The organism is Pseudomonas sp. TJI-51, assembly GCF_000190455.2.
Classification (GTDB): Bacteria; Pseudomonadota; Gammaproteobacteria; order Pseudomonadales; family Pseudomonadaceae; genus Aquipseudomonas; species Aquipseudomonas juntendi.
In genome coordinates this window covers 1-15,317 of record NZ_AEWE02000169.1, presented here as the reverse complement: position 1 = coordinate 15,317, position 15,317 = coordinate 1, and the positions used below count along the sequence as shown (strand labels likewise).

Annotated in this window: 15 protein-coding genes and 1 pseudogene; 14 read left to right on the top strand and 2 right to left on the bottom strand. The window is 62.8% G+C overall.

What is annotated here, in order from left to right; translation table 11 throughout:
* Positions 1 to 136 precede the first annotated feature (136 nt).
* From G1E_RS26140 to G1E_RS26130, 3 genes are read left to right on the top strand one after another with little or no spacing between them, the layout of a single operon-like run.
* Positions 137 to 796 carry a paraquat-inducible protein A gene (locus tag G1E_RS26140; RefSeq protein ID WP_009682077.1) on the top strand — a complete coding sequence of 220 codons (660 nt, stop codon included), beginning with the start codon at positions 137 to 139 and terminating at the stop codon, positions 794 to 796.
* Complete coding sequence (locus G1E_RS26135) at positions 783 to 1,406, top strand: paraquat-inducible protein A (protein ID WP_009682078.1); 624 nt, start codon at positions 783 to 785, stop codon at positions 1,404 to 1,406. Before G1E_RS26140 ends, G1E_RS26135 begins: the two co-directional genes overlap by 14 nt.
* Complete coding sequence (locus tag G1E_RS26130; protein WP_009682079.1) at positions 1,399 to 3,699, top strand: PqiB family protein; 2,301 nt, start codon at positions 1,399 to 1,401, stop codon at positions 3,697 to 3,699. Before G1E_RS26135 ends, G1E_RS26130 begins: the two co-directional genes overlap by 8 nt.
* Before the next feature lie 149 nt (positions 3,700 to 3,848).
* On the opposite strand, the gene rpsT is transcribed toward G1E_RS26130, so the two are convergent.
* Positions 3,849 to 4,127 (bottom strand): 30S ribosomal protein S20, encoded by a 279-nt coding sequence (gene rpsT / locus G1E_RS26125; protein WP_003247625.1) that lies wholly within the window; start codon positions 4,125 to 4,127, stop codon positions 3,849 to 3,851.
* A 250-nt stretch (positions 4,128 to 4,377) separates the two neighbouring features.
* Between rpsT and murJ the strand changes: the two genes are divergently transcribed.
* The 6 genes from murJ to ispH all read left to right on the top strand — a co-directional run bounded on the left by murJ (position 4,378) and on the right by ispH (position 11,713).
* Positions 4,378 to 5,916 carry a murein biosynthesis integral membrane protein MurJ gene (gene murJ / locus G1E_RS26120; RefSeq protein ID WP_009682080.1) on the top strand — a complete coding sequence of 513 codons (1,539 nt, stop codon included), beginning with the start codon at positions 4,378 to 4,380 and terminating at the stop codon, positions 5,914 to 5,916.
* Between the two features lie 118 nt (positions 5,917 to 6,034).
* Entirely contained in the window at positions 6,035 to 6,985 is a 951-nt protein-coding gene (ribF, locus tag G1E_RS26115; protein ID WP_009682081.1) for a bifunctional riboflavin kinase/FAD synthetase, read from the top strand.
* Positions 6,982 to 9,813: an isoleucine--tRNA ligase gene (gene ileS, locus G1E_RS26110; RefSeq protein WP_009682082.1), complete on the top strand. Its 2,832-nt coding sequence runs from the start codon at positions 6,982 to 6,984 to the stop codon at positions 9,811 to 9,813. Before ribF ends, ileS begins: the two co-directional genes overlap by 4 nt.
* On the top strand, positions 9,806 to 10,321 hold the full coding sequence (gene lspA / locus G1E_RS26105) for a signal peptidase II (protein WP_003247609.1): 516 nt from the start codon (positions 9,806 to 9,808) through the stop codon (positions 10,319 to 10,321). Before ileS ends, lspA begins: the two co-directional genes overlap by 8 nt.
* Complete coding sequence (fkpB, locus tag G1E_RS26100) at positions 10,314 to 10,751, top strand: FKBP-type peptidyl-prolyl cis-trans isomerase (protein WP_009682083.1); 438 nt, start codon at positions 10,314 to 10,316, stop codon at positions 10,749 to 10,751. The genes lspA and fkpB overlap by 8 nt, the downstream gene beginning before the upstream one ends.
* A 14-nt stretch (positions 10,752 to 10,765) precedes the next feature.
* Positions 10,766 to 11,713: a 4-hydroxy-3-methylbut-2-enyl diphosphate reductase gene (gene ispH / locus G1E_RS26095; RefSeq protein WP_009682084.1), complete on the top strand. Its 948-nt coding sequence runs from the start codon at positions 10,766 to 10,768 to the stop codon at positions 11,711 to 11,713.
* 60 nt (positions 11,714 to 11,773) lie between these two features.
* On the opposite strand, the pseudogene G1E_RS26090 reads toward ispH, so the two are convergent.
* Positions 11,774 to 12,261: pseudogene (locus tag G1E_RS26090) on the bottom strand (GspH/FimT family pseudopilin).
* Positions 12,262 to 12,371: 110 nt separating this feature from the next.
* Here G1E_RS26090 and G1E_RS26085 point away from each other — a divergent pair.
* Genes G1E_RS26085 through thiO form a run of 5 tightly spaced genes read left to right on the top strand, consistent with a single transcriptional unit; the run spans position 12,372 to position 15,196 of the window.
* On the top strand, positions 12,372 to 12,554 hold the full coding sequence (locus G1E_RS26085; RefSeq protein WP_009682085.1) for a prepilin-type N-terminal cleavage/methylation domain-containing protein: 183 nt from the start codon (positions 12,372 to 12,374) through the stop codon (positions 12,552 to 12,554).
* Complete coding sequence (locus tag G1E_RS26080) at positions 12,551 to 13,189, top strand: PilW family protein (protein WP_009682086.1); 639 nt, start codon at positions 12,551 to 12,553, stop codon at positions 13,187 to 13,189. The genes G1E_RS26085 and G1E_RS26080 overlap by 4 nt, the downstream gene beginning before the upstream one ends.
* A complete protein-coding gene (locus tag G1E_RS26075; RefSeq protein ID WP_009682087.1) occupies positions 13,186 to 13,653 on the top strand; it encodes a hypothetical protein in 468 nt (155 codons plus the stop codon). The genes G1E_RS26080 and G1E_RS26075 overlap by 4 nt, the downstream gene beginning before the upstream one ends.
* A 1-nt stretch (position 13,654) precedes the next feature.
* A complete protein-coding gene (locus G1E_RS26070; protein ID WP_009682088.1) occupies positions 13,655 to 14,044 on the top strand; it encodes a type IV pilin protein in 390 nt (129 codons plus the stop codon).
* A gap of 54 nt (positions 14,045 to 14,098) precedes the next feature.
* Positions 14,099 to 15,196 (top strand): glycine oxidase ThiO, encoded by a 1,098-nt coding sequence (gene thiO, locus G1E_RS26065; RefSeq protein WP_009682089.1) that lies wholly within the window; start codon positions 14,099 to 14,101, stop codon positions 15,194 to 15,196.
* Positions 15,197 to 15,317 lie beyond the last annotated feature (121 nt).

Sequence of the window (15,317 nt, the reverse complement as noted above, 5' to 3'; positions counted from 1 at the left end):
TGTGGGAGCGGGCGCGCCCGCGAACACCGGCGCAGCCGGTGCCATTCACCGCGCCGTGCGCTTCACCGGCACGCCGGCTCCCACAATTCGAGCCAGAACACTAGAATAGGCCCACGCACCTACTCAGAAGTACTCCATGTCCAATCCCGTCGAACCTGAATCGCTGGCCCGGTTGCCGCTGGAAGAGCTTGTGGCCTGCCACGAATGTGACCTGCTGCTGCGCAAGCCCGTGCTACAACACGGTGAAAAGGCCCTCTGCCCGCGCTGCGGTTACGAGCTGTATGCTCACCGGCACAATGTGGTCAATCGCAGCCTGGCCCTGGTACTGACGGCCTTGTTGCTGTTCGTGCCAGCCAATTTTCTGCCCATCATGCAGCTGCACCTGCTTGGCCAAACGTCTGACGATACTGTCTGGAGTGGTGTGCTAGGCCTGTACAACTCGGAAATGCGTGGCGTGGCGGTGGTGGTTTTCCTTTGCAGCATGGCTATTCCATTAACCAAGTTGCTGTGCCAACTGGCTGTATTGCTGAGTATTCGCCTGAACGTGGGGCGCGGTTTGGGCCTGCTGTTCTACCGTATCTATCACCACCTGCGCGATTGGGGCATGCTCGAGGTCTATTTCATGGGTGTACTGGTGGCCATCGTCAAGCTGGTCGACCTGGCTGAATTGACCGTAGGGTTGGGGTTGTTCTGTTTTATCAGCCTGTTGTTGATCCAGGTTTGGCTGGAAGTGGTGATGTCACCGCACCAGATCTGGAGTGCGCTATCGGGGGAGGACCTGCATGCGGGCGATTGATGCGGGCATTCTGGTCTGCAATGAATGCCATGAGCTGAACCGGCAGGCGCCGGACAGTAAATCGCAAAGCTGCACACGTTGTGGCGCTGTAGTGCATGCGCGGCGTCCGAACAGCATCATGCGCACCTGGGCGCTGCTGATTGCCGCGTCGATTCTGTACATCCCGGCCAACGTGTTGCCCATCATGACCGTGAGTACCCTCGGCCAAGGCAGCCCGGACACGATCATGTCCGGGGTCATTACCTTGCTCAAGCACGGCATGGTGCCGATCGCTGCAGTGGTGTTCATTGCCAGCATCCTGGTGCCGACCTTCAAGCTGGTAGGCATCGGTTTGCTGCTGTACTCCGTACAACGGCGGCAACCCCTTTCGGCCCGGCAACGGATATTCATGTACCGCTTCATCGAATTCATCGGGCGCTGGTCCATGCTGGACATCTTCGTCATTGCCATTCTCGTGGCAGTGGTGAATTTCGGCCGAATCGCCAGTGTCGAAGCCAATTTGGGCGCCGTCGCCTTCGCAACTGTGGTGATCCTGACAATGTTTGCTGCTTTAACTTTCGATCCCCGACTGATTTGGGATAACACGGAGTCGGATGACGACCATGAGTGACCTGCCAACGGCTAAAACCCGCCCAGCCTCGAACTGGTCGGCCATCTGGATACTGCCTTTGATCGCCTTGATGATCGGTGGTTGGCTCGCTTGGCAGGCTTACCGCCAGGCCGGTGTGGAGATTGAAGTGCGCTTCGAGTCGGGCGACGGGATCGTCGCCAACAAGACCGAGGTGATCTACAAAGGGATGCCGGTTGGCAAGGTGAAGAGCCTGGTGCTCGATGCCGAGGGTGAGAACCAGGGTGTTATCGCCACGATCGAAATGAACAAGGATGCCGAGCCGCATCTGACCAAGGGGACGCGCTTCTGGCTGGTGAAGCCCAGTGTCACCCTGGCAGGCATTTCAGGCCTGGAAACCCTGGTGTCTGGTAACTACATCGCAGTCAGCCCGGGCGAAGGTGAGCCTACCAAGCGCTTTACCGCGCTGAAGGTGGCGCCGCCACTGTCGGACAGCGAACCTGGCCTGCATCTTGTACTCAAGGCTGAACGGCTAGGTTCGCTCAACCGTGACAGCCCAGTGTTCTATAAACAGATCCAGGTCGGCCGGGTGAAGAGTTATCGCCTGTCCGAAGACCAGAGCACGGTGGAGGTAAAAATATTCATCGAGCCGGCTTACGCCAGCCTGGTGCGCAAACACACGCGCTTCTGGAATGCCAGCGGGGTAAGCATCGACGCTTCGCTTTCGGGTGTGAAAGTGCGTAGCGAGTCGCTGTCGAGCATCGTTGCCGGGGGTATCGCCTTTGCAACCCCGGAGTATCGCAAGGACAGCCCGCCAACCGACCCCAGCCTGCCGTTCCGCCTGTATGAAGACTTCGATGCAGCTCAGGCGGGGATACGGGTCAAGGTCAAGCTTACCGATTACGAAGGCCTGCAGGCGGGTCGTACCCCGGTCATGTACAAAGGCATCCAGGTTGGCTCGCTGAAAACGCTGAAGATGGAAGACAACCTGGCCAGCGCTTCGGCCGAGCTGACACTGGACCCGCTCACCGAGGACTACCTGGTGGAAGGGACCCAGTTCTGGGTGGTCAAGCCTTCGATTTCCCTGGCGGGTATCACGGGGCTGGAGGCGCTGGTAAAAGGTAACTACATCGCCATTCGCCCCGGCGAAAAGGGCGCGCGGCCAGAGCGCGAGTTCGAGGCGCGTGCCAAGGCGCCGCCGCTGGACCTCAAGGCGCCTGGCCTGCACATGGTGCTGTTCGCCGACACCCTCGGTTCGCTGGAGGTCGGCAGCCCGGTGATGTATCGCCAGGTCAAAGTGGGGAGCGTGCAAAGCTATCAGTTCGCCCGCAACAGTAACCGCATCCTCATTGGTGTGCACATCGAGAAAGAATACGAAAAACTGGTCAACGGTTCGTCGCGCTTCTGGAACGCCAGCGGTATTACCCTGACTGGCGGCTTGTCCGGCATCAAGGTGAAGAGTGAGTCGCTGCAAACGCTGATGGCCGGTGGCATTGCCTTTGACACGCCGCGTGCGGATGTTCCGCTGAAGCGGCACATTCCGCGCTTCCGGCTGCACGAGAGCCAAGAGGCGGTGAACCGTGCGGGCACCTTGATCACCATCCGTGTCGACCGCGCGGATGGCCTGAAGCCAGGCACAGCGATTCGCTTCCGGGGCCTGGATGTGGGCAGCATCGAGAGCGTCGACTTGACCAATGACCTGCAGGCGGTGCTGCTGCGGGCGCGTATCACCGAAGCGGCAAATCGCATCGCCCGGGCCGGGACGCAGTTCTGGGTGGTCAAACCTGCGTTTGGCCTGGTGCGCACTGAGAACCTGGATACCCTGGTGACCGGCCAGTACCTGGAGGTGCAGCCGGCCACCAAAGACCGCGGGCCGCAAAGTGACTTCATTGCGCTGCCCGAGGCGCCGCAGGTGGCTGGGCCAGAGGTCGGCCTGCCGTTGACACTCAGTGCACCACGCCGTGGCTCGATCAAGCCCGGGGTGCCCGTTACTTACCGCGAGGTAGCCGTGGGTAAGGTGACAGGCTTCGAGCTTGGGCAGAGTGCTGACCGCGTGCTGATCCATATCCTGATCGAGCCGCGTTATGCCGCGCTGGTGCGCAGTGGCAGCCGTTTCTGGAACACCAGCGGCTTCGGCTTCGACTGGGGGCTGTTCAAAGGCGCGACCGTGCGCACCGAGTCGCTGGAAACCGTGATCGATGGTGGCATCGCCTTCGCAACGCCGGACGGCGAGCGGATGGGTAACCCGGCCCGGCCGCAGCAGACCTTCGCCTTGTTCGACAAGGCCGAGGACGAGTGGCTGCAATGGGCGCCGAAGATTCAGTTAGGCAAGTAACAGCAGGCAATCACAGTCACTGGGGCTGCTTTGCAGCCCGGTGGCGACCAAGGCCGCCCCTGCAAAATTGCGGTTACACCTTGGCGCATGCCCAAATCGCAGGCAACAAAAAGCCGACCCTAGGGTCGGCTTTTCGACTTTAACGTCGCTTAGGCAGCTGCAGCTTCTTTCAGCGCCTTGATGTGGCCATTCAGACGGCCTTTGTGACGAGCAGCCTTGTTCTTGTGGATGATACCTTTGTCGGCCATGCGGTCGATTACAGGTACAGCCAGAACATAAGCGGCTTGTGCTTTTTCAGCGTCTTTTGCGTCAATGGCTTTAACTACATTCTTGATGTAGGTGCGGACCATGGAACGCAGGCTGGCGTTGTGGCTGCGACGCTTCTCAGCCTGTTTTGCACGTTTCTTGGCGGAAGGTGTGTTGGCCACCGTCGAGCTCCTCGAAAGACTTTAGGTAAATAGCAAACAAAATAGGCCGCGAATCATGCCGATCAGTCGAGCGGATGTCAAGGCCACCTGCAAGGTTCCGCCGAGCGGTGCGCCAACAAGCGGGAAAGATTCCTTTCTGCTGCGCGACCTGTACACTCGGGAATTTTTGGCTCCCCTGCGAAGGCGCGGGAGTATCGCACATTCGGATGCTGTCTGGCAGCGTCCTCTGTCATTGGCGTGAATCTTTTCGATGAACCTGCTCAAATCCCTGGCTGCAGTAAGCTCGATCACCATGATTTCGCGGGTGCTGGGCTTCATTCGCGACACCATTCTGGCGCGTATCTTCGGTGCGGGCATTGCCACCGACGCTTTCTTCATCGCTTTCAAGTTGCCCAACCTGCTGCGGCGCATTTTCGCCGAAGGTGCATTCTCCCAGGCCTTCGTGCCGATCCTGGCCGAATACAAGACGCAGCAAGGCGAGGAGGCGACCCGCACTTTCGTTGCCTATATCACCGGTTTGCTCACCCTGGTCCTGGCCCTGGTGACCGCCATCGGCATCCTGGCGGCACCCTGGGTGGTGTGGGCCACGGCCCCGGGGTTTGTCGACAGCACGGAAAAGTACGAACTGACCACGGCCCTGTTGCGGGTGACCTTTCCTTATATATTGCTGATCTCCCTGTCGTCCCTGGCCGGGGCGATCCTCAATACCTGGAACCGTTTCTCGGTACCGGCCTTTACCCCGACCCTGCTCAACGTGGCGATGATCGCCTTCGCGGTGCTGCTCACGCCGTACTTCAACCCGCCGATCATGGCCCTGGCCTGGGGCGTACTCGCCGGTGGCCTGGCGCAACTGTTGTACCAGTTGCCGGCGCTGAAGAAGATCGGCATGCTCGTGCTGCCCCGCCTGAACCTGCGCGATACCGGCGTGTGGCGGGTGCTCAAGCAGATGCTGCCGGCCATTCTCGGGGTGTCGGTGAGCCAGATCTCGCTGATCATCAACACCATCTTCGCCTCGTTCCTGGTGGCTGGCTCGGTATCCTGGATGTATTACGCCGACCGCCTGATGGAGCTGCCTTCCGGCGTGCTGGGCGTGGCCTTGGGTACCATCCTGCTGCCGACCCTGGCCAAAACCTACGCCAACAAGGATCGCGAGGAGTATTCGCGGATCCTCGACTGGGGCCTGCGCCTGTGCTTCCTGCTGGTGTTGCCGTGCACCCTGGCACTGGCCATTCTGGCCGAGCCGCTGACCGTGGCGCTGTTTCAGTATGGCAAGTTCAGCGCGTTCGATGCCGCCATGACCCAGCGGGCGCTGATGGCCTATTCGGTGGGCTTGCTGGCGATCATTCTGGTCAAGGTACTGGCACCCGGCTTTTATGCGCAGCAGAATATCCGCACGCCGGTGAAGATCGCGGTCTTCACCCTGGTCTGCACCCAGCTGTTCAACCTGGCCCTGGTCGGCCCGCTGGCGCATGCCGGGCTGGCCTTGGCCATCAGCCTGGGTGCCTGCCTGAATGCCGGTTTGCTGTTCTGGAAGCTGCGCAGTCAGCGCCTGTTCGAGCCGCAGCCGGGCTGGGCGATGTTTCTGGCCAAGCTGGTGCTGGCCGTGGCGCTGATGTCGGCAGTGCTGCTGGTGGGCATGCACTACATGCCGGCCTGGGAGCAGGGCATCATGCTGCAGCGCTTCATGCGCCTCGGCGTGCTGATCGTGGCGGGGGTCGTGACCTATTTCGGCTGTTTGTTCCTGTGCGGTTTCCGCCCCCGGCATTTCGCTCGCAAGGCCTTGCACTAGGGCTACCTGCGGGTCAGGCGTCGGTTTTTCGCATTCCACGCCGCCCCTGGGCGCTGCTGCCTGTCACCGGCGCCCGGGTGTGGTTATAATCGGCCACTTTATGAGCAAGAAGCGCGTTATGCAGCTGGTTCGAGGTCTTCACAACCTGCGCCCCGAGCACCGGGGCTGTGTCGCCACCATTGGCAACTTCGACGGGGTTCACCGTGGCCACCAGGCAATCCTGGCGCGCCTGCGCGAGCGCGGCCAGGCCTTGGGCCTGCCGACCTGCGTGGTGGTCTTCGAACCGCAACCGCGCGAGTACTTCGCGCCCGATACCGCACCTGCGCGCCTGGCCCGCCTGCGCGACAAGCTCGAGCTGCTGGCCGCCGAAGGCATCGACCGGGTGCTGTGCCTGGCCTTCAACCAGCGCCTGAGCAAGCTCGGCGCCGATGCGTTCGTCAAGACCATCCTGGTCGATGGCCTGGGCGTGCGTCACCTCGAAGTGGGCGACGATTTCCGCTTTGGCTGCGACCGCGCCGGCGACTTCGCCTTCCTGGTCGAGGCCGGTAAGCAATATGGCTTTACCGTCGAAGCTGCCAACACCGTGATTCAGGACGGCCTGCGGGTCAGCAGCACCGAAGTGCGCCAGGCCTTGGCCGACGGCAACTTCGAGCTGGCCGAGCACCTGCTGGGCCGCCCATACCGCATTACCGGCCGTGTGTTGCACGGCCAGAAGCTGGCTCGCCAGCTTGGCACGCCCACTGCCAACATCCAGCTCAAGCGCCGCCGCGTACCGCTGTCCGGGGTCTACCTGGCCAGCATCGAAATCGACGGCAAGGCCTGGCCGGGTGTCGGCAACATTGGCGTGCGCCCCACCGTTGCCGGTGATGGGCGCCCGCACCTGGAAATTCATCTGCTGGACTATGCCGGCGACCTTTACGGCCGGCGCCTTACGGTGGAGTTCCACCACAAGCTGCGTGAAGAGCAGCGATTCGCCTCCCTGGAGGCGCTGAAGTCGGCGATCGATGCGGATATCGCCGCCGCACGTGCACATTGGCACGCTCAACCGCTAACGAAGAGCCTGAAATGACCGACTACAAAGCCACGCTTAACCTTCCGGACACCGCCTTCCCCATGAAGGCCGGCCTGCCTCAGCGCGAACCGCAGATCCTGCAGCGCTGGGACAGCATTGGCCTGTACCAGAAGCTGCGCGAAATTGGCAAGGATCGTCCAAAGTTCGTCCTGCACGACGGCCCGCCCTATGCCAACGGCAAGATTCATATCGGTCATGCGCTGAACAAAATCCTCAAGGACATGATCGTCCGTTCCAAGACCCTGGCCGGTTTCGACGCGCCGTACGTGCCAGGTTGGGACTGCCATGGCCTGCCGATCGAGCACAAGGTCGAGGTTACCCACGGCAAGCACCTGTCGGCCGACCGCACCCGTGAGCTGTGCCGCGAGTATGCTGCCGAGCAGATCGAAGGGCAGAAGACCGAGTTCATTCGCCTGGGCGTGCTGGGTGATTGGGACAACCCGTACAAGACCATGAACTTCGCCAACGAGGCGGGTGAAATCCGTGCCCTGGCCGAAATGGTCAAGCAAGGTTTCGTGTTCAAGGGCCTGAAACCGGTGAACTGGTGCTTCGACTGCGGTTCGGCGCTGGCTGAGGCGGAAGTCGAGTACGCCGATAAAAAATCGCAGACCATCGACGTGGCCTTCCCGGTTGCCGATGAAGCCAAGCTGGCTGCCGCCTTCGGCCTGGCGTCGCTGGCCAAGCCTGCCGCCATCGTGATCTGGACCACCACCCCGTGGACCATTCCAGCCAACCAGGCGTTGAACATCCATCCCGAGTTCACCTACGCCCTGGTCGACACCGGTGAGCGCCTGCTGGTGCTGGCTGAAGAACTGGTGGAGTCGTGCCTCAAGCGTTACAACCTGGAAGGCTCGGTCATCGCTACCGCCCAAGGCGCGGCGCTGGAGCTGGTCAACTTCCGTCACCCCCTCTACGACCGCCTGTCGCCGGTGTACCTGGCCGACTACGTCGAGCTGGGCGCCGGTACCGGGGTGGTGCACTCCGCGCCAGCCTACGGTGAAGACGACTTCGTCACCTGCAAGCGTTACGGCATGGTCAACGATGACATCCTTACCCCGGTGCAGAGCAACGGTGTGTATGTCGAGTCGCTGCCATTCTTCGGCGGCCAGTTCATCTGGAAGGCCAACCCGGCCATCGTCGAGAAACTCGGTGAAGTCGGTGCGCTGATGCACACCGAAACCATCAGCCACAGCTATATGCACTGCTGGCGCCATAAAACCCCGCTGATCTACCGCGCTACCGCGCAGTGGTTCGTGGGTATGGACAAGCAGCCGACTACCGGCGAGCCGCTGCGTGAGCGCGCGCTGAAAGCCATCGAGCAAACCAAGTTCGTTCCGGCCTGGGGCCAGGCACGCCTGCACGCGATGATCGCCAACCGCCCAGACTGGTGCATTTCGCGTCAGCGCAACTGGGGCGTACCGATTCCGTTCTTCCTGCACAAGCAGACCGGCGAGCTGCACCCGCGCACCGTCGAACTGATGGAAGAAGTGGCCAAGCGCGTCGAGCAGCAGGGCATCGAAGCCTGGTTCAAGCTGGACGCTGCCGAACTGCTGGGCGGTGAAGCCGAGCAGTACGACAAGATCGCCGACACCCTCGACGTGTGGTTCGATTCGGGCACCACCCACTGGCACGTGCTGCGTGGCTCCCACAACATCGGCCACGCCACCGGCCCGCGCGCCGACCTGTACCTGGAAGGCTCCGACCAGCACCGCGGCTGGTTCCACTCGTCCTTGCTGACCGGTTGCGCCATCGACAACCATGCGCCGTACCGCGAGCTGCTGACCCACGGCTTCACCGTGGACGAAAACGGCCGCAAGATGTCCAAGTCGCTGGGCAACACCATCGAGCCGGAGAAGGTCAACAACACCTTGGGCGCCGACATCCTGCGCCTGTGGGTTTCGGCTACCGACTATTCCGGTGAAATGGCCGTTTCCGAGCAGATCCTGCAGCGCAGCGCCGACGCCTACCGGCGTATCCGCAATACCGCACGCTTCCTGCTCTCGAACCTGTCCGGTTTCGACCCGGCCCGCGACCTGCTGGCCCCGCAAGACATGCTGGCGCTGGACCGCTGGGCCGTGGACCGCACCTTGTTGCTGCAACGCGAACTCGAAGAGCACTACAGCGAGTACCGTTTCTGGAACGTGTACTCCAAGGTGCACAACTTCTGCGTGCAGGAGCTGGGCGGCTTCTACCTCGACATCATCAAGGACCGCCAGTACACCACCGGCGCCAACAGTGTGGCCCGCCGTTCCTGCCAGACTGCGCTGTATCACATCAGCGAAGCGCTGGTGCGCTGGATTGCACCGATCCTGGCGTTCACCGCCGACGAAATCTGGCAGTACCTGCCGGGCGAGCGCAACGAGTCGGTCATGCTCAATGGCTGGTACCAGGGCCTGAGCGAACTGCCGGAAGGCACCGAGCTGGACCGTGGCTACTGGGACCGCGTCATGGCGGTTAAGGCCTCGGTCAACAAGGAGCTGGAAAACCAGCGTACCGCCAAAGTCATCGGCGGCAACCTGCAGGCTGAAGTGACCCTGTACGCCGATGAGGGCCTGAGCGCCGACCTGGGCAAGCTGGGCGACGAGCTGCGCTTTGTGCTGATCACCTCCGCTGCCAGCGTGGTGCCATTTGCCCAGGCCCCTGCCGAAGCGGTTGCCACCGAAGTCGAGGGCCTGAAACTGCAGGTGGTCAAGTCCGGCCACGCCAAGTGCGGCCGTTGCTGGCACTTCCGCGCCGACGTTGGCAGCCACCCGGAGCACCCGGAAATCTGCAGCCGTTGCGTCGACAACCTGACCGGCTCGGGTGAGGTGCGCCACTATGCCTAACCCTGCAGCGGGCCGCTTCGGGCGCCTCGCATGGCTGTGGCTGAGCTTGCTGGTCCTGGTCATCGACCAGGCCACCAAGCTGTATTTCAACAACGCCCTGACCATGTACCAGCAGATCGTCGTCATACCTGACTACTTCAGCTGGACCCTGGCCTACAACACCGGCGCCGCGTTCAGCTTCCTGGCCGACGGCGCCGGCTGGCAGCGCTGGTTGTTCGCCCTGATCGCCGTGGTGGTCAGCGCAGTGCTGGTGGTGTGGCTCAAGCGCCTGGGGCGCAATGAAACCTGGCTGGCCGTGGCGCTGGCGCTGGTGCTCGGTGGGGCGATCGGCAACCTGTACGATCGCATCGTGTTGGGCCATGTGGTCGACTTCATCCTGGTGCACTGGCAGAACCGCCATTACTTCCCGGCTTTCAACGTGGCCGACAGCGCCATCACCGTTGGTGCGGTAATGCTGGCGCTGGATATGTTCAAGAGCAAGAAGTCCGAGGATCCGGTCCATGACTGACACCCGTATCGGCCAGAACACCGAAGTCACCCTGCACTTCGCGCTGCACCTGGAAAACGGCGACACCGTAGACAGCACGTTCGACAAGGCCCCGGCAACCTTCAAGGTCGGCGATGGCAACCTGTTGCCGGGCTTCGAGAACGCCCTGTTCGGCTTCAAGGCCGGAGACAAGCGTACGCTGCAGGTTGCGCCAGAAAATGCCTTCGGCCAGCCCAACCCGCAAAACGTGCAAGTCATGCCGCGGTCCAACTTCGAAGGCATGGAGCTGTCCGACGGGCTGTTGATCATCTTCAACGACGCCGCCAACGCCGAACTGCCAGGGGTGGTCAAAGCGTTCGACGACGACCAGGTGACCATCGACTTCAATCACCCACTGGCTGGCAAGACCCTGACCTTCGAGGTGGAGATCCTCGAGGTGAAGGCCCTGTAAGCCTGGAGCCGAGCATGCAAATCAAACTCGCCAACCCTCGCGGCTTCTGCGCGGGGGTCGACCGGGCGATCGAGATCGTCAACCGCGCGCTGGAAGTCTTCGGCCCGCCGATCTACGTGCGCCATGAAGTGGTGCACAACAAGTTCGTCGTCGAAGACCTGCGCAACCGTGGCGCCGTCTTCGTCGAGGAGCTGGACCAGGTGCCGGATGATGTCATCGTCATCTTCAGTGCCCACGGTGTTTCCCAGGCTGTGCGCCAGGAAGCTGCTGGCCGTGGCCTGAAAGTGTTCGATGCCACTTGCCCACTGGTGACCAAGGTGCATATCGAAGTCGCCAAGTACAGCCGCGATGGCCGTGAGTGCATTCTCATCGGCCACGAAGGGCACCCGGAAGTCGAAGGCACCATGGGCCAGTACGACCCCAGCAACGGTGGCGCCATCTACCTTGTCGAAGACGAGGAAGACGTGGCCAAGCTGCAGGTGCGCGACCCGGACCACCTGGCTTTCGTCACCCAGACCACCCTGTCGATGGATGACACCAGCCGTGTGATCGACGCCCTGCGTGCGCGCTTCCCGAACATTGGTGGCCCGCGCAAGGACGACATTTGCTACGCCACGCAAAACCGCCAGGACGCCGTCAAGCAACTGGCCGATGAAAGTGACGTAGTGCTGGTGGTTGGCAGCCCGAACAGCTCCAACTCCAACCGGCTGCGCGAGCTGGCCGAGCGCATGGGCACCCCGGCCTACCTGATCGATGGCGCCGAGGACCTGCAACGCGGCTGGTTCGACCAGGCTGCGCGTATCGGCATCACCGCCGGTGCGTCGGCCCCGGAAGTGCTGGTGCGTGGTGTGATCGAACAGCTCAAGGCCTGGGGTGCTACCGGCGCTGAAGAGCTGGATGGGCGGGAAGAGAACATCACGTTCTCGATGCCCAAAGAGCTGCGGGTTCGCTCGCTGCTCTGACCGGCCAGGGCTTAGGTGCACGAGCGGCCTTGCGCGACGCAAGGCTGCTCGATAAGCGCGTTAGCCGGGGCAGCGCTGATTGTCGCGGTGCTCAGCCAGCAAGTTGACCCTCCCTGAAGAGGCCATCACCACTTGGTGGCGGCTGCTGGCCGCCGAGCGCTCGCACACCTCCAGGGTGATGGCGAACCAGCCGTTGCCCAGCTTCATTGGCACACCCAGGGCACTGAACTTGAACTGTTCATCGCTGTTGCCGACGATTACCAGCGGCCTGGCCAGGCGCTGCTCACGCAGTACCTGCCGGTTGTGCTCCAGGGTACACGCCAACCATTTCCCCAATTGCCATCCAGCGCCTGCACCAGCACCGGTTGCCCCTGCAACAGCGCGTGGCTACGGGCGCTACGCAGTGCCTGGGCCAAGTCGCGCGCCACCGCCGCCCGCTGCAGGTCATCGCTCATCCTGGCGTAGGCCGGTAGGCCGATCTGCGTCAGCAACGTCGCCACAGCCAAGGCCGACAACATCTGTATCAGTGTTACCCCACGTTGCTTCACCGTGCATTCCTCCCAGGAAGTGCTTCGCTAATAGCTTCTCGGTGGCTGGCCAGGAGGTCCAGTCGCTCAAGTTGAAGGCAATAGCGGGAAAAATCGCAGGAGGTGCAGGGATGCACGCATGGCAAAAGGGCATGACGCTGCTGGAGGTGTTGTTGGCGGTGGTGGTCGTGGCCGTGGGCATGTTCGCCGCTGCGGGGCTGCAACTACAGGCCTTGCAAGCCACAGACAGTGCGCGCCGCGATGGGCAGGCGGCAATGGCGGCACACAGTGAGCTTGAAAGGGCACGGCGATGAGGCGCCTGCAAACGGGGGCTGGTTTGCTTGAGTTGCTGCTGGCGCTGACCATCGGGTTGATGGTGCTGGTGGCGGCCAGCCAGCTAGTCGCCTCTGTGCACCAAGCCTGGCGGCTGCAAGGCGCCGCGCTGCGCATGCAAGGGGAGGCGCGCCAGGCGCTGCTGCGCATGGCCCAGGATATTCGCATGGCGGGCATGTTTGGCTGTTTGCGCCTGAAACCTGGCGACTTTCCGGCCCAGGCGGTGCCGCCTGGCTTCGCCCGGCCCATAGAGGTGGGACCGTCCAGCTTGAGCCTGATGGTCGCCGAGTTGCCGGGGCATACCGGCGACCCGGACTGGACCTTGCTGACCAACTGTATCGACGAGGTCAAGGTGCTGAGCCGCCGGGCACAGGCTAGCGCCACACAGATGGCGGTGCCCATCAGCCATCACCACTATGGGCACAGCGGCGGCAGGCTGTATTTCAAGCGCCGGGGCAACAATCAGCCGCTGGTCGAGCATGTGCGGGAGCTGCGCATCGTGCAGGTTGCCGGTGAGCGGGTGGATATTCAGCTGACCTTGTATGAGCCCACGCTGCAACTTGAGCAGCACCACGCGTTGAGCGTTGCATTGCGCAACCCGGTACCGGCTTCATGAGCCGCCAGCGGGGTGTGGTGCTGCTGTTGGCCTTGGTCCTGAGCCTGCTGTTCGGCCTGCTGGCCGCATCGGCGCTGCGCGACGCGATGGTCGAAACGCGTATGAATGGTTACCTGAGCGATGGCCTGCACGCATTGGAAGAGGCCGAGGCCGCCTTGCAGGCCGGGGTGCGCAAGCTGGAACAGGGCCCGCCGCCGCCCTCGTGCAATGCCTGCCTGCCGCCACCACAGCCACACGACCTGGCTGGCCAGTGGCAAGCCACCCCGACCGGCTATTTCCAGCTACAGAACCTGGGCATCAGCCAGCGTGCTGCGCACGTGCCCGAAGGGCAGGCGGTCACCCTGTTGCGCATTACTGCCGTCAGCAAGCGAAGCCAATCCAGGCATGTACTGGAGGCGGTCTACGCCGCAGCCGACGGCACATTCCAGCGCATCACCTGGCGACAAAGACTGAGAGGAGACTGACATGCAGCAAGGTTTGAGCCTGATGGAGTTGTTGATTGTCCTGGCCGTGACCGGCATTCTGGCAGCCATTGCCTACCCCAGTTACAGCGACCAGCTTCGGCGAGCCGCGCGCAGCGAAGTGGTTGGCCTGCTGCACGATGCCGCCCTGCGCCTGGAGCGCCACCGCGTACGCACCGGCCAATACGCCGAGGGCGACCCGGCGCTGCCCGGCGGCACCCGCCATTACAGCCTGCAGGCGCAACGCGACAGCGACAGCTTCACGCTGCGCGCCCGGCGCTTGCCGCATGGGCTGATGGCGCAGGATGGCTGTGGCGACTTCCAGCTGGACCAGGCAGGGGTGCAGCGCAACCCAGGTGCCGTTGAGCACAGCGCGCACTGCTGGGGGAGCTGAAGGTTGAATGGTGCCCGGCGCATCGCGGTTTTACTTCAGGTGTTGGATCGACAGATGAGCAAGCAAGTAGTGGTGGTTGGCGGCGGGGTGATCGGCCTGTTGACGGCGTTCAACCTGGCGGCCAAGGTCGGCCATGTGGTGGTGTGCGATCAGGGCGAGGTCGGCCGTGAGTCGTCGTGGGCCGGTGGCGGCATCGTTTCGCCGCTGTACCCGTGGCGCTACAGCCCGGCAGTGACTGCCCTGGCGCACTGGTCACAGGACTTTTATCCGCAGCTGGGCGAACGCTTGTTCGCCAGCACCGGTGTCGACCCCGAAGTGCACACCACTGGCCTGTACTGGCTGGACCTGGATGACGAAGCTCAAGCGCTGGCCTGGGCCGGGCGCCACCAGCGGCCGTTGCGTGCGGTGGATATATCGGCAGCCTATGACGCGGTGCCGGTACTGGGCCCGGGTTTCAAGCGCGCCATCTACATGGCGGGCGTGGCCAATGTGCGCAACCCGCGCCTGGTGAAATCGCTGAAGGCGGCGTTGCTGGCAATGCCGAACGTGACTTTGCGCGAGCACTCCCAGATCACCGGTTTCGCCCAGCAAGGCGGGCGTGTGACCGGGGTGCAGACGGCCGACGGTGTGCTGGCGGCGGATGAGGTGGTGCTCAGTGCTGGCGCCTGGAGTGGCGACCTGTTGCGTACGCTTGGCCTGGCGCTGCCGGTGGAGCCAGTGAAGGGCCAGATGATTCTGTTCAAATGTGCCGAAGACTTCCTGCCGAGCATGGTGCTGGCCAAAGGGCGCTATGCGATCCCGCGGCGTGATGGGCACATTCTGGTGGGCAGTACGCTTGAGCATGCCGGGTATGACAAGACCCCGACCGGGGATGCACTGCAGAGCCTGAAGGCTTCGGCGGTGGAGTTGTTGCCTGAGCTGGAAGGGGCCACCGTGGTGGCGCACTGGGCCGGGCTGCGGCCGGGGTCGCCTGAGGGCATTCCGTATATCGGGCCGGTGCCGGGGCATGCGGGGTTGTGGTTGAACTGCGGGCACTACCGGAACGGGTTGGTGCTGGCGCCGGCTTCGTGCCAGCTGTTTACCGATTTGCTGACCGGTGCCGAACCGATCATCGACCCGGCGCCCTATGCCCCAGCGGGGCGTTTGGGCTGAGAATACCGGGGCCGCTGTGCGGCCCTATCGCAGGCAAGCCAGCTCCCACAAATGGACTGCCCCCAATAAGTTGGACACCAATCCAATTTCTTGGGGGCAGTCCACCCTGTGGGAGATTCTA

Coding starts and splice junctions, on each gene's coding strand:
- G1E_RS26140 (WP_009682077.1), top strand. CDS start 137: ATGTCCAATCCCGTCGAACCTGAATCGCTGGCCCGGTTGCCGCTGGAA.
- G1E_RS26135 (WP_009682078.1), top strand. CDS start 783: ATGCGGGCGATTGATGCGGGCATTCTGGTCTGCAATGAATGCCATGAG.
- G1E_RS26130 (WP_009682079.1), top strand. CDS start 1,399: ATGAGTGACCTGCCAACGGCTAAAACCCGCCCAGCCTCGAACTGGTCG.
- murJ (WP_009682080.1), top strand. CDS start 4,378: ATGAACCTGCTCAAATCCCTGGCTGCAGTAAGCTCGATCACCATGATT.
- ribF (WP_009682081.1), top strand. CDS start 6,035: ATGCAGCTGGTTCGAGGTCTTCACAACCTGCGCCCCGAGCACCGGGGC.
- ileS (WP_009682082.1), top strand. CDS start 6,982: ATGACCGACTACAAAGCCACGCTTAACCTTCCGGACACCGCCTTCCCC.
- lspA (WP_003247609.1), top strand. CDS start 9,806: ATGCCTAACCCTGCAGCGGGCCGCTTCGGGCGCCTCGCATGGCTGTGG.
- fkpB (WP_009682083.1), top strand. CDS start 10,314: ATGACTGACACCCGTATCGGCCAGAACACCGAAGTCACCCTGCACTTC.
- ispH (WP_009682084.1), top strand. CDS start 10,766: ATGCAAATCAAACTCGCCAACCCTCGCGGCTTCTGCGCGGGGGTCGAC.
- G1E_RS26085 (WP_009682085.1), top strand. CDS start 12,372: ATGCACGCATGGCAAAAGGGCATGACGCTGCTGGAGGTGTTGTTGGCG.
- G1E_RS26080 (WP_009682086.1), top strand. CDS start 12,551: ATGAGGCGCCTGCAAACGGGGGCTGGTTTGCTTGAGTTGCTGCTGGCG.
- G1E_RS26075 (WP_009682087.1), top strand. CDS start 13,186: ATGAGCCGCCAGCGGGGTGTGGTGCTGCTGTTGGCCTTGGTCCTGAGC.
- G1E_RS26070 (WP_009682088.1), top strand. CDS start 13,655: ATGCAGCAAGGTTTGAGCCTGATGGAGTTGTTGATTGTCCTGGCCGTG.
- thiO (WP_009682089.1), top strand. CDS start 14,099: ATGAGCAAGCAAGTAGTGGTGGTTGGCGGCGGGGTGATCGGCCTGTTG.